Source organism: Nonomuraea sp. NEAU-A123 (assembly GCF_018603905.1).
In the GTDB taxonomy this organism is placed as follows: Bacteria; Actinomycetota; Actinomycetes; order Streptosporangiales; family Streptosporangiaceae; genus Nonomuraea.
This window is the reverse complement of the sequence record NZ_JAHFZZ010000040.1, coordinates 64,510-76,597: the sequence shown is the minus strand read 5'-3', so window position 1 is coordinate 76,597 and position 12,088 is coordinate 64,510. Positions and strand designations below refer to the sequence as shown.

Here is a 12,088-nt window from a genome sequence, read left to right as displayed (position 1 = left end):
CGTACACACTCCCGCCGCTCCTGCTCCGCAGGCGTGTACCCACCCCTTTGCCCGTACCGCATACCTCGGTCGTACCGCACCAAAAGCGATCCGTCACGAGGCTAAGACTCTACGCATTCAATCTGTGCAGCCGAGGCGGTCGAGGGGCGCCGCGACGCTTTCGGCGAGCTCGCCGGCGCCCTGTTCGCCGCCGTCTCAGACGCCGATCTTCGACCCCGCGTTGAAACAGTTCTTCCGGGCCTTCCGAGCGGGTGAGCCGGTCTTCGAAGAGGAGGGGACCGGACGACGCTGGCGGCGGGCCCGGCGGTCGGCGATCGACCATCTGGTCCGCGTCGTCGCCGAGTCCCCCTGGAGCGAGAACCTCGTGCTGCGCGGAAGCCTGCTGCTGGAGGCGTGGATCGGAGAGCAGGCCCGTGACCCGGGTGATCTGGACTGGGTGGTGGTGCCGCATACCGTCGACCTGGAAAGCCCACTGGCGGTGACGATGTTCAAGGGGCTCCTTGCCGCTGTCATGGATGTTCCCGACGTGTCGGGCAGCGTGACCTTCGATCCCGGCGGCATCGCCGTCGACGATATCTGGACCTACGAGAGGGCTCCGGGACGGCGCATGGTGTTCACCTGGCAGGCCGAGGGTCTGCCGCCGGGGACGGTCCAGCTCGACTTCGTCTTCAACGAGCGCCTACCGCTCCCACCGACAACGGCGCTGATCCCGCGGGCCGGTGGGACAGAGCAGACGCTCGTCCAGGCCGCCACCCCCGAGCTGTCCCTCGCCTGGAAGATCCTCTGGCTGGCCTCCGACATATGGCCCCAGGGCAAGGACCTCTACGACGCCGTCCTGCTCGCCGAGCGCGTTACGCTCCCACGCGACCTGCTGCGGTATGTGCTGGTCGAGGCGCTGGGCGTACGGGACACGGTGACGTTCGACGCCAAGACGGTCCGATCGTGGGAGATGAACGACTGGGCTGACTTCAAGGCGGAATACCCTGACGTCGAAGGGGATGCGACCGCATGGCTGGAGCGCCTGTCCCGCGCGCTCCGTTCGACGTTCGAGACCTCGTGATCATCACATCCGGTGGATCTGCTGGAGGATGCTCTCATCGGTGATCTTGTTGTCGTGGGCGAGGAGGAAGGCTTTGCTGAGGATGAGAGCCAGCCGGCCGTCCTCCTCGAAGGGCAGGAACAGCCGGGCGTCGCGCTTGCGGGCGGTGACGATGCAGAGGTAGACGTCGCCGGGGTCCATGAGGATGTTGCCGCTGCCCAGGTGAATCCTGTAGGTGCGCAGGTCACCGCGGACGACCAGGTAGCGGTCGGTGAGCGTGCAGCGGTCGGCGACCGCCGTACGGGGGAGGATCCGGGCCAGCGCGTCGCGGCGGACCTCGGCCGACGGAGGCAACGCGCCGACGGACACCTCACGCCAGTAGCCGCCGAACCGCTCCTCGCCCCGGTCGATCCAGTCCGGGTCGGCGGCGATCGACGTGACCGCGACGAACAGGTCCACATCCCGCATCGCCTCGCTGAACACCAGCGGCGGCACCTGCGCCAGCGGCGTCTCCCGCCAGGCGCGCCCGGCGCGTCGGTCGAAGCGGATCTGGTCGGTGGCGGCCAGGGTCACCTCGTGGTCGGCCACGGCGGCGGTCTCGTACCGGAAGCGGGCCCGCCAGGCGCCCTCGGCCAGTTCCTTCTTGGCCACGGCATCGTGGTCGCCGGAGGCCCGTAGCCAGGTGGTCTGCCAGCCGCGCTTCTTGAGCAGCGCGTACAACCGCGGGTGGTCGACTATGTGGGCGGCGAACCGGTTGGAGTAGACGCCGGTGGTCTCCTCGGCGGGGGTGAGCAGGTAGACCTCCCGGAAGGCCTGCTTGTACGGCTGGCGCAGCCGTCGCCCGGTCATCGTCTCCCGCCAGGCCGCCACTTCTTCCAGCGGGGCGCGCGCGGGATGCCACGGCCGGACCTCGACCCCGGGCGGGGCGTCGCCGGGAAGGAAGGTCCGCCCACCCGCCTCCCAGATCAGCCCGCGCGCCACCACCGCGGTGATCGGATGGTTCAGGTAGTGACGGACCCAGTCCTCATACGACCAGGTCCGATCGACGGTGAACAGCTCCTCCAAACGGGCGCGCTCGGCGGCCAGCGTCTGGCGGACCTCTTTCTGGACGGACTTGATGGCCTTGAGCTCCTCGGCATGGGTTTCGCTGACCGCCGGAGGCAGGGCACGGATCGTGGTGTCGTCGGGGGCGGTGAAGCCGAGCCGTACGGTGACCGCGTCCTGGACCGTCAGCACCGCGGTGTGGTCGCCCAAGCGCCATGACCGGGTCCCGTCGGCGGCGAGTCCGTGTGTCGGCACCCCCCGCTCCAGCAGTTGGGCCGGTGTCGTTCCGACGTGTTCGGCCGCCGTGGCGAGCGCGGTGTCGATCTGCTTGCGCAGCGCCCGGTTCTTGAGCGAGGTCCGCAGCCGCCAGAGCGGCTGTGGGTCGCCGCACTCGCCGCACTCGCCGAGCGCGTTGATCGCGGCACCCGCGACCGCCAGTTCCTGCGGGAATGCGGTACGGTCGCCACCCAGGTGGACGGCCAACCAGGTCAGGTCGGCCACCAGACCGTCGGCCCGGGCCAGCGTCGCCGCCCAGATGGCTCCGCGGGCCACCTCCGTGTTCGAAGCGGACACCACGGGCCCGTGCCGGCCGGAGGAAGGCTCGCGGACGAAGGCCGCCAGCGCGAACCGCACGAGCTCACGCGCATCGGCGGGCTCCAGCAGGGTCAGGCACCGGGCGCGCCACTTCTTGCCGGGCCGCGGCGTCCGCAGCTCGCACAGATGCTCGACCAGCTCGACCAGGTGGGGTGCGGGCGCGTCACCGAGGTATTCGCGTACGGACGAGGCCCAGGCGTCGGCGCGTACCAGCGCCGACAGCGGCAGTGCCGTCGGATCGTCGCGCAGGGCCAGCGCGATCCGGCGCTGCAGGCGTCGGCGGTCGTCGGGGGCCAGGGAGCTGTCGGCCATGCCTTCGATCAGCCGGGTGAGCGGTTCCCGCAGGGGATGCTGCTCGGTGATGTCGAAATCCAGCGCCAGATCCACGACCTGGGACACCCAGGTGTCGTCCCAGTCGTAGGGCTCCCGGCGGTGCACGACGGAGAGCAGCGCGGCCACGTCGGTGGCGGTCCAGCCGCTCGAGCCGGACAGGGCCAGCTTCACTTCCTTGAAGTAGTCGTCCAGCCCGGGTTGCGCCAGGCAGATCGCGGCGGCCCGGCGGTCGGCGCCCTCCGCGCGGCGCAGCCGCCGCACCAGCTCCCGCCGGACATGCTCGGCCTCGCGCCGTAGCTTCATGGCCCGTCGCTCGTCTCGGTCATCCTGCCGGAGGGAGGAGTGGAATTGTCCCCGCAGTTCACGTTCCCGTTCGATCGTCTCCATGACCCAGCTCGCGGCGACGAAGGCGGACGTGACCGTCTCATCCACGGTTAATTCGTGCATACCTGGATCTTGCCGAGACCCTCCGACAGAAAGATCAGTCACAGAAGGTGTTCGTGTGATTTCAGTAAGTGATATACGCTGGTCGGGTGGCTTCCGAACCCCCCACGGGCGCATACATCCCAGGCCGCTTCGACACCGCGCAAGGCGCTGCCACCGGCTTGCCGCTGGCGGTGATCGAGCAGTGGCGGAGCACCGGTCAGAGCTCCACGGACGCGCAGCGTCTCTTGAGCCGGCACGCGACTCGCGGTTACAACGTGGTGTCCGACTCGGCCGGGCTGACGAAGCTCAGTCAGCGGCTGGGCCTGCTGGAGGTGCTGGCGGTCATCGACCGGCCCAAGCGGATCCTGTACGCCTACACCAGGGCGATCGGCGGCGAGGCGGTCGGCGTGTGGGCGGCCGACAACGCCCAGATGTTCCACTCGGACACGACGGACACGGCGGACACGACAGGCCCGACGGACGCGGGGGTGCTGCTGTCGGCCTTGCTGAAGGTTCAGGACGAGATCGAACGCCGTTGCCGGGCCCGGGTCGGCATCGGCGTGCATCATGGAAGCTTCTACGACCTGGCCGGTGGGCTGTACGGCGCGGAGGCGGACGCGATCGAGGACATCGCGGAGAACCACACAGAAGGCGGGGAGATCGCGGTGACGGCGCCGGTCGTCGACCGGCTGCCCCGTGACCATTCCTTCGTCATTCGGCGCAAGGACGGCCCCGAGAGTCCGGTCGGCGCCGTCTACCAGGTGCTCGACGGTCCCCGCCTGGATGGCGTGCGACCGGTCGAGGATCAGCGATACCCCATTCCCTACTCCGCGGCCTTCTACGCCGACCTGCTGCGGCTGGAGCACAGCCCCGAAGACGTCGAGCTGGCCGAACGGCTCACCGCCGAGCACCTGCAGCACCGGACCGTGGTCCTGGTCGAGCGGAGCGTCGCCCCGGCCGAGACGCCCGAGCTCGGGTTGCTGCGAGGGTTGGCCCTGTCGGCGGTGATGAAGGAGACGGGACTCCGGCTCATGCCCGCGCTGGGCGCCGTGGAGATCAAGATCGCCGGTCCGCTGGCCATCTACTTGTTCGAGCATCCGGGGCCGGCCGTACGGTTCGCGCAGAGCCTGCGCGCGGGACTGGCCGAGCACGAGATCAGTTGCCGGATCGGGGTGGCTGACGGGCCGGTGCTGGCCGGGGAGACGCCTGGTGGTGGCTGGGACATCGCCGGTGCGCCGGTGAATCTCGCCTCCAAGATGGCGCAGGATCTCGGCGCGCCCGGTCGCGTCTATCTGAGCGAGGCCTTGCGCGAGCACGTCCATCTGGACGGGTTCGCCGCCGTCCGGCGCACTGTCTCCGGGGTGCAGATGGCCTACTTCGAGGGCTGAGAAACGGCCGGATCGTGATCGGCTGAACGGCTCGGCCATCAAGACGCCTGGCCATGCGCGAAATCTCGTGGCCATCTCTGGAAACGAAGTCGAAACTCGCTCTTCCCGAGTGCGGAGTCCTTCTTTATCCTCAACCTCAAGAGCATCTGTGAACGTTCACAGCAGAGAAGGAGGCTCAATCCGCTCCAAAGAGCGAATTGTCCAGGTCTGTAGCCGGTAACAAGTCCGTGAGCGTTCACAGTAGTCGCGGACCTGGCAGCACCATGCCGAGACCACCCCCACCCATTTCTTGATCAAGGAGAGCTCATGACCGCGTACCGCGTTCGGAGGATCGGGGGCGCGCTGCTGCTGACATTGGCGACGCTGCTCGCGGTCGTCCTGGTGAACCCCACACCCGCCTCGGCCGCCACGCTGACCATGCGCGGCGCCGACATCTCGTCGGTCCAGCGGAGCCTGGACCTCGGGGCCAAGTACTACAACGCCGCCGGTACGGCAGCCGACCCGCTGGACATCCTCGCCGGCGTCGGAGTCAACTACGTCCGCCTGCGCATCTGGAACAACCCGGCAAGCGGCTACAACAACAAGGCGAAGGTCCTGGCCTACGCCAAGACGGTCAAGGCCAGGGGGCTCGGCCTGATGATCGACTTCCACTATTCGGACACCTGGGCCGACCCGGGCAAGCAGTACAAGCCGGCGGCGTGGGCGAGTCACGGCATCAGCCAGCTCCAGACCGACGTCTACAACTACACCTACGACATCTGCAACAGCCTGAAGGCGCAGGGCACCACGCCGGACAGCGTGCAGATCGGCAACGAGATCAACGTCGGGATGCTCTGGAACGACGGCAAGGTCATCAACAACGATTTCACCAACCTGAGCCTGCTGCTGAAGGCCGGCTACAACGCGACCAAGGCCTGCAACAGCGGCACCCAGGTGATCATCCACACCGCGGACGCCGACAGTCTCGCGAACGCGCGCTGGTTCTATGACGGCATCAAGGCCAAGGGCGTGCCGTGGGACATCACCGCCCTGTCGTACTACTGCATGTGGCACGGTTCGCTGTCCACCCTGTCCAGCGTGATCACCGACGCGAGGTCCCGGTACGGCAAGCCGGTCATCGTGGCGGAGACCGCCTACCCGTTCACCGCGGCCAACGCCGACAGCGAGGGGAACGCGATCAACGGCTCGGCGCCGTGCTCGGGCTACCCGGCCACCTGGGCGGGGCAGGCGAGCGAGTTCACCGCGGTCCAGAACACCGCCCGCAGCGCGGGCGCGATCGGCGTCTTCTACTGGGAACCGACCTGGTACGCCATCTCCGGCAACGGCTGGGACCCGGCCAACATCAACGGCACCGGCGACCAGTGGGACAACATGGCCACCTTCAACTGGACCGGCAACATCAACCCGAGCATCAGGTGGACTCCGTAGCGAGCGCGGAATCGCCGGCGCCGCGTGCCCGGCCGCCGGGGTGATTGGCGCGGATGTTCACCGCCGCGAGGCTGACCGTCTGGCTGATCCGGCGCTGCCGGGTGTCCGGCCGCTTCGCCTTCGCCACCCACTCCAGGATCAGCCGTTTCGAGGAGGGCGGGAAGTTCTGGAAGTTCCGGCGGGCGGCCTCATCGCGGTCGAGCAGCTCCTGGAGATCATCGGGTACGGCGTCGGTGTCGGGCAGGACCTGCCAGGTCCCCTTGGCCCTGGCCAGGTCGATCAGGGCTTGACCGTGCCCGGTCATCAGGCCCAGCTCGGTCATCTTCGCGGCGCGCTGCCGGTTCACCCGGCTCCACGTGCTGCGCGGGTTGCGGGGGGTGAAGCGGAGGAGGGAGCTGTTCGCGTCGCCTTTGCGGGCCTGGCTGTCAATCCAGCCGTAGCACAGCGCGTGTTCGATCGCCTCGTGATACCGCATGCTCGGCATGCCGCTGTCCTTGTGGTAGATGACCAGCCATATCTCCTTTTCGGACTGGCAATTGCGGGCCAGCCAGGCACGCCAGTCGGCGGTCGTGCTCGGGTAAAAGGTGCTCACGTCACGCCCCCGCCCGCGATCCGAGAACGTCCAGGTAGTGCTGGTTGTACATCACGCCGAGGACGTTCCCGAAGGGATCGACCACGGACGCGGTGACGAATCCGGGGCCGCGCTCGACCGGCTTCTCGTGTTCTGTGGCGCCCAGGGACAGCAGCCGCTCGAAGGCGGCCTGGACATCGTCCACGTGCCAGTAGGTCACCGCGCCGCCGGCCTGGCCCGAGCGGCTGTGGGGGGCGAACCGGCCGTCGATGATGCCGAGCTCGTGCTGGTAGTCGCCGATGCGGAACTCGAGGTAGGCGGGCGGCCCTTCGAGCGGGCGGACGAAGTACGGCTCGGTGCCGAGCAGCTCGGTGTACCACTCCTGGGCGGCCTTGATGTCGTCGGCGAAGAAGCTGACGGTGGTGAGTCCTCGCAGCATCGGGGGTTCCTTCTTTCGGTCGGTGACAATGACTATCTTCCACGCTAAAGTGCTCACCAATTGAGCACTTTTCTGGAGGGATATGCGCGCTGATCGACTCGTCGCCACCCTCCTGCTCATGCAGAGCCGTGGCCGGGTGACCGCCGCCGAGCTGGCCGACGAGCTCGAGGTGTCCGTCGCCACCGCGCGCCGCGATCTGGAGGCGCTGTCCGTGGCGGGCATCCCGGTATACCCGCAGTCCGGCCGCGGCGGTGGCTGGTCGCTCGTCGGCGGCGCCCGCACCGACCTCAGCGGCTTGTCGGCGACCGAGGCGCAGGCGTTGTTCCTGCTCGTCGGCCCGGCCGCGGCGGTTTCGGGCGAGGCCAAGGCGGCGCTGCGCAAGCTCGTACGGGCGCTGCCGCAGACCTTCCGGGCCGACGCCGAGGCCGCCGCCAGCGCCACGATGATCGACCCCACTCGGTGGGGCGAGCGGGATCGTCGCCGGCCCGAGATGGTCGACCTGCTGCAGGCCGCCGTGATCCGCCGGCGGAAAGTCCGCCTGACCTACGCCAACAGCGCCCGCGAGCGGACCGAACGGCTGATCGACCCGTGGGGCCTGGTCGACAAGGACGACATCTGGTACCTGATCGCCGGGACCGAACGCGGGCAGCGCACCTTTCGCGTCGACCGGATCATCGAGGCCGAGCCGACCGACCAGCCCGCCGAGCGCCCGGACGACTTCGCGCTCGACACCGCGTGGCAGCAGGTCGTCGGCGAGGTGGAGCAGCGGCGGTCACGTACCTGGGCGACCGTGCTCATCGAGGCCAGGTTCGTGCCGATCCTGCGAACCCACTTCGGGCGGCACTGCCACACCGACGGTGAGCCCGACGGCGGCCGTGTCCGGGTCCGCCTGGCCGCACCGACCCCGCTGGACATCGCCCGGAACCTGGCCGGCTGGGGCGCGATGGTCGAGGTGGTCGAGCCGCGATCGGTCCAGGCCGAGCTGGCGCGGATCGGCGCCGAGCTCGCCGGCCGCTACGCCGGCGAGGGCTGACGGGGCCTTCCGCCAGCGGTTCCGGCCTCAGACTTACCTTGTACGATGGGCCGCGGAGGAGGGTTGATCTAGGTGGCCACCCGCAACGAACCAAGGACCGAGCCCCGCATCCCGTTGAGCAGAGATCGGGTGTTACGGGCCGCGGTCAAGCTCGCCGACGAAAGCGGCATCGAGTCGCTCACGATGCGCCGCCTCGCGGAAGAGGTCGGCGCCGAGGCGATGTCGCTCTACTACCACGTGGCCAAGAAGGAAGACGTGCTGGACGGCATCGTCGAGGTGATCGCCGGGGAGATCAACGAGGTCGTCGGCCGGATCGATGTGCCTTCCAAGGGCGCGGCCTGGAAGTCGGCCGTGCGCCAGAGAGTCCTGGCCGCCCGCGAGGTCTTCCTGCGCCACCCCTGGGCGCCGCGCGTCTTCGAGACACGTGCCGACGTGAGTCCACCCGTCGTGCAGTACTTCGATGCCCTGATCGGGCTCATGCGAGACGGCGGCTTCTCCTACGACCTGGCCCACCACGCGCTGCACGCCCTGGGGAGCCGGGCTCTGGGGTTCACCCAGGAGATGTTCGATCCGGGCGACGGAGCCGGTGACGAGGAATCCACGGCCATGCTCGAGAGCATGGCCGAGCAACTGCCCCACCTCGTCGGCATGCTGAGAGAGATCGCCCATGACGACCCCGACTCCACGTTGGGCTGGTGCGACGACCAGACCGAGTTCGAGTTCGGGCTCGATCTGATTCTCGACGGTCTCGACAGGATGCGCGAGACCGCCTGACCCTTCGCGACGCCGGTCGCCGGTACGTCTCATGAACCGCCCTCCTTGACTGCCTTACGCCGTAAGAGTACCTTACGACGTACGACTTACGTTGTACGAAACGAAGGAGACATGATGAAGGCGGTCGTCTTACGCTCGTACGGGACACCCGATGACCTGGCTGTCAGCGAGATCGACAAGCCCGTGCCCCGCGACGACGAGGTGCTGGTCCGGGTGCGCGCCACCTCCGTCCAGCCCTACGACTGGCACCACCTCCGAGGCGAGCCGTACATCGCGCGCCTCATGCCCGGCAGCCTCGGGCTACGCGGGCCGAAGATCAGCATCCTGGGCGCCGACATGGCGGGACAGGTCGAGGCGGTCGGCAAGGACGTGACCGGGTTCGGTCCGGGCGATGAGGTGTTCGCGCAGGTCAACCAGGGCGGCTTCGCCGAGTACATCTGCGTCCGGGAGGGCGAACTGGCGCCGAAGCCGAAGAATCTCACGTTCGAGCAGGCGGCGGCGGTGCCGATGGCGGCCAACACCGCCCTGCTGGGCCTGCGCGACCAGGGACGCGTCCAGCCGGGGCAGAAGGTCCTGATCAACGGGGCTTCGGGCGGTGTGGGGACGTTCGCCGTGCAGCTCGCCAAGGCGTTCGGCGCGGAGGTCACCGGCGTCTGCAGCACCCGGAACGTCGACCTGGTCCGCTCGCTCGGCGCGGACGCGGTCAGCGACTACACCAAGGAGGACTTCACCCGGAACGGCCGGCGCTACGACCTCCTGCTGGACATCGCCGGCAGCCGCTCAGGAGTGGCCTGCCGGCGGGTGCTGACGCCCAAGGGGACCTACGTCGCCATCGGCGGGGCGCCCGGCCGATGGCTCCAACCGGCTGGCCACGTGTTCTCGGCGCTGGCGGTGTCGCCGTTCGTGTCCCAGCGAATGGTCATGACAGACGTGGTCGCATGCACCGAGAACCGACAGAACCTGATGACGCTGACCCAGTTCATCGAAGACGGCAAGATCACTCCGGTCATCGACCGCAGCTACCCGTTCGAGGAGATCCCCGCGGCCGTCAAATACCAGGAAGAGGGCCATGTCCCGGGAAAGGTCGTCATAGCGGTCTGAGCGGGCTCAGGACAGCTTCTCGAAGAAGAACTCGTGCTTGAGGAAAGAGGTGTCGTACTCGTGGCCGGGGTACGGCGGGATCAACTGGGAGGCCTGGAACAGCCGCCAGCCGTCACGCAGCGCCTCGACGCCCGTCTCGTAGGGCGGCTCGTCGCCGTCGCCCGTCGTGGGGTTGGTCGCACCGGTGCCGTCGTAGCGGGACCAGCCGACGACAGGGGCGTCCAACGCCGACGTGGCCAGGTAGAGAACGAGCACCTGCTGCTTCACGCGGCCCTCCCAGGGCGGTTGCTGACGCGGGTCATCCAGTAGTCGATGTCGAAGGCGGTGTCGCCGGTCAGCGCCCGCCAGAGCCTGACCCGGTTGTAGATCTCCAGACGCCCGGTGGCCGTCTCGTACCAAGGGAAACGACGGCCCAACTCGGCGAGTACGGCCGGATCGTCGAGGTCGGAGGTGTCCCACAGGCGGACCTGCGGCACGGTCGGGTTGAACCGGATCTTGAACATGTACCTGCGGACGTCACCGTCGTTGCGCCGCCCGCCGTGCCAGAGGCCGTGGTGCAGGATGGCGACGGTGCCCGCGGGGCAGGTCAGCCGGGTCTGACCGCGCAGGTTCTGGTAGCGGCCGGTGTCGCTCTCGTTGGTGCGGCGCAGATGGCTGCCCGGCACGCTCAGTGTGCCGCCCATGTCGGCGGTCACCTCGTGCGGGTAGTACATGAGCTGCACGTCGAAGGCGTCCATCCGGGTGTCGATGATCGCGTCGCCGTGCAGCGGCTGGGCGCTTCCTCCTTGGGGCTCACGGATGTGCACGGCGTGATGGTCGACGGTCGGGTCCGGCCCGACCAGGCTGTGCAGCGCGCCCGCGACGACGGGCAGGTCGACGAGGCGGCGGGCGAAGGAGCCCGCCGGAAAGGCTTCGGCCAGGGGCGTGCCGTACGGCACCGCCGGGATTCCGGCATCGAGCACGTCGATCGCCTGCTCGTTCATCTCCGCGGGCACGACCGCGTCCATCCGCAGGGAGCCGTGTGCCACGAAGCGGGCCATCTGTACTGAGGTCAGCAAGGTGGTTTGCATGCGTCGAACCTAAAGACACCACACATCAATGTAATGGGGTGCATTCACCGACTTGTGGTTAAGTTTCACCATGGATCGGGTGCTCATCAGGCTGGACGAGCCGCCCTCGGTAGCGAACGTCGGGGTGGGCGTGCACGGGATCCACAGCCTGACGGACGTGTTCCGGCTGCCCGACCTGTGGCAGTTGCACCTGTACGGCTACCCGGCCGAGCTGGAGATCGACGGCGTGACGTATCCGATCAGGCCGGGCCGCGTGAGCCTGGTGCCGCCGGGCACGCAGGTGCGCTACCGCTATCGGGGCCGCTCGGAGCACCTGTACGCGCACCTGCGCCCGGCGGAGGCGGGCCAGGCGCACACGGTGCAGGTGATGCAGGACGCCGGCGCCGAGGCGCCGCTGCTGGCCGGGATGCTCCGGCAGGCCGTCGCCGCGACACCCGGAACGCCGTCGCGGGCCGTCGCCGAAGTCTGGGCGGTGCTCTGGCGCATCGCCCAGCTCTCTCCCGCTGTGGAGAGCGGCCGGTCGCACGCCGCCGTCTCGGCCGCCGTCGCCCACATCGAGGCCAACCTGGCCGGGCCGCTGACGGTTCCGGAGATCGCCGCCGCGGCCGGGATGTCGCACAACCACCTCACCCGGCTGCTCCGGGCCGAGACCGGAGACACGGTGATCGCCTACATCCGGCGCCGCCGCATGGAACGGGCCCGCCACCTGCTCCGGGAGTCGACGCTGTCGATCTCGGCAATCGCCGCGGCAGTCGGGATCCCCGACCTGCAGGCGTTCAACAAGGCCTGCCGTCGCGAACTCGGCGCGTCTCCACGGGCCATCCGGGGACCCGGTCCTGTCACATGAT

The 12,088-nt window shown here is 68.7% G+C and carries 12 protein-coding genes; 7 read left to right on the top strand and 5 right to left on the bottom strand.

Annotation, left to right across the window (positions count from 1 at the left end):
• The first annotated feature begins 220 nt into the window (after nucleotides 1-220).
• Complete coding sequence (locus KLK06_RS56750) at nucleotides 221-1,060, top strand: nucleotidyl transferase AbiEii/AbiGii toxin family protein (RefSeq protein ID WP_214644216.1); 840 nt, start codon at nucleotides 221-223, stop codon at nucleotides 1,058-1,060.
• A 3-nt stretch (nucleotides 1,061-1,063) separates the two neighbouring features.
• Here KLK06_RS56750 and KLK06_RS56745 read toward each other — a convergent pair whose 3' ends face one another.
• Entirely contained in the window at nucleotides 1,064-3,457 is a 2,394-nt protein-coding gene (locus KLK06_RS56745) for a DUF4132 domain-containing protein (RefSeq protein ID WP_214644215.1), read from the bottom strand.
• An 86-nt stretch (nucleotides 3,458-3,543) separates the two neighbouring features.
• Between KLK06_RS56745 and KLK06_RS62865 the strand changes: the two genes are divergently transcribed.
• Together KLK06_RS62865 and KLK06_RS56735 are read left to right on the top strand one after the other, a co-directional pair.
• A complete protein-coding gene (locus tag KLK06_RS62865; protein ID WP_214644214.1) occupies nucleotides 3,544-4,824 on the top strand; it encodes an adenylate/guanylate cyclase domain-containing protein in 1,281 nt (426 codons plus the stop codon).
• Between the two features lie 306 nt (nucleotides 4,825-5,130).
• Nucleotides 5,131-6,252 carry a glycosyl hydrolase 53 family protein gene (locus tag KLK06_RS56735; RefSeq protein ID WP_214644213.1) on the top strand — a complete coding sequence of 374 codons (1,122 nt, stop codon included), beginning with the start codon at nucleotides 5,131-5,133 and terminating at the stop codon, nucleotides 6,250-6,252.
• Here KLK06_RS56735 and KLK06_RS62860 read toward each other — a convergent pair.
• Nucleotides 6,236-6,844 (bottom strand): YdeI family protein, encoded by a 609-nt coding sequence (locus tag KLK06_RS62860; RefSeq protein WP_214644212.1) that lies wholly within the window; start codon nucleotides 6,842-6,844, stop codon nucleotides 6,236-6,238. The genes KLK06_RS56735 and KLK06_RS62860 overlap by 17 nt on opposite strands.
• A 1-nt stretch (nucleotide 6,845) precedes the next feature.
• Complete coding sequence (locus KLK06_RS56725; protein WP_214644211.1) at nucleotides 6,846-7,262, bottom strand: VOC family protein; 417 nt, start codon at nucleotides 7,260-7,262, stop codon at nucleotides 6,846-6,848.
• 82 nt (nucleotides 7,263-7,344) lie between these two features.
• Between KLK06_RS56725 and KLK06_RS56720 the strand changes: the two genes are divergently transcribed.
• The 3 genes from KLK06_RS56720 to KLK06_RS56710 all read left to right on the top strand — a co-directional run bounded on the left by KLK06_RS56720 (nucleotide 7,345) and on the right by KLK06_RS56710 (nucleotide 10,170).
• Complete coding sequence (locus KLK06_RS56720; RefSeq protein ID WP_214644210.1) at nucleotides 7,345-8,295, top strand: YafY family protein; 951 nt, start codon at nucleotides 7,345-7,347, stop codon at nucleotides 8,293-8,295.
• A 72-nt stretch (nucleotides 8,296-8,367) separates the two neighbouring features.
• Nucleotides 8,368-9,069, top strand: coding sequence for a TetR/AcrR family transcriptional regulator C-terminal domain-containing protein (locus KLK06_RS56715; protein ID WP_214644209.1), 702 nt, complete (start codon nucleotides 8,368-8,370; stop codon nucleotides 9,067-9,069).
• A 111-nt stretch (nucleotides 9,070-9,180) separates the two neighbouring features.
• A complete protein-coding gene (locus KLK06_RS56710) occupies nucleotides 9,181-10,170 on the top strand; it encodes an NAD(P)-dependent alcohol dehydrogenase (RefSeq protein WP_250907602.1) in 990 nt (329 codons plus the stop codon).
• 6 nt (nucleotides 10,171-10,176) lie between these two features.
• On the opposite strand, the gene KLK06_RS56705 is transcribed toward KLK06_RS56710, so the two are convergent.
• Nucleotides 10,177-10,437 carry a hypothetical protein gene (locus KLK06_RS56705; protein ID WP_214644208.1) on the bottom strand — a complete coding sequence of 87 codons (261 nt, stop codon included), beginning with the start codon at nucleotides 10,435-10,437 and terminating at the stop codon, nucleotides 10,177-10,179.
• Nucleotides 10,434-11,240: a phytanoyl-CoA dioxygenase family protein gene (locus KLK06_RS56700; RefSeq protein ID WP_214644207.1), complete on the bottom strand. Its 807-nt coding sequence runs from the start codon at nucleotides 11,238-11,240 to the stop codon at nucleotides 10,434-10,436. Before KLK06_RS56700 ends, KLK06_RS56705 begins: the two co-directional genes overlap by 4 nt.
• A 70-nt stretch (nucleotides 11,241-11,310) precedes the next feature.
• Here KLK06_RS56700 and KLK06_RS56695 point away from each other — a divergent pair, with 70 nt between their 5' ends.
• Complete coding sequence (locus tag KLK06_RS56695) at nucleotides 11,311-12,087, top strand: AraC family transcriptional regulator (protein WP_214644206.1); 777 nt, start codon at nucleotides 11,311-11,313, stop codon at nucleotides 12,085-12,087.
• Nucleotide 12,088: the final 1 nt, after the last annotated feature.

Bases quoted from the DNA above. Each gene is read 5' to 3' on its own strand.
- KLK06_RS56745 (WP_214644215.1), bottom strand. From the start codon at position 3,457: ATGCACGAATTAACCGTGGATGAGACGGTCACGTCCGCCTTCGTCGCC.
- KLK06_RS56735 (WP_214644213.1), top strand. From the start codon at position 5,131: ATGACCGCGTACCGCGTTCGGAGGATCGGGGGCGCGCTGCTGCTGACA.
- KLK06_RS56725 (WP_214644211.1), bottom strand. From the start codon at position 7,262: ATGCTGCGAGGACTCACCACCGTCAGCTTCTTCGCCGACGACATCAAG.
- KLK06_RS56720 (WP_214644210.1), top strand. From the start codon at position 7,345: ATGCGCGCTGATCGACTCGTCGCCACCCTCCTGCTCATGCAGAGCCGT.
- KLK06_RS56710 (WP_250907602.1), top strand. From the start codon at position 9,181: ATGATGAAGGCGGTCGTCTTACGCTCGTACGGGACACCCGATGACCTG.
- KLK06_RS56700 (WP_214644207.1), bottom strand. From the start codon at position 11,240: ATGCAAACCACCTTGCTGACCTCAGTACAGATGGCCCGCTTCGTGGCA.
- KLK06_RS56695 (WP_214644206.1), top strand. From the start codon at position 11,311: ATGGATCGGGTGCTCATCAGGCTGGACGAGCCGCCCTCGGTAGCGAAC.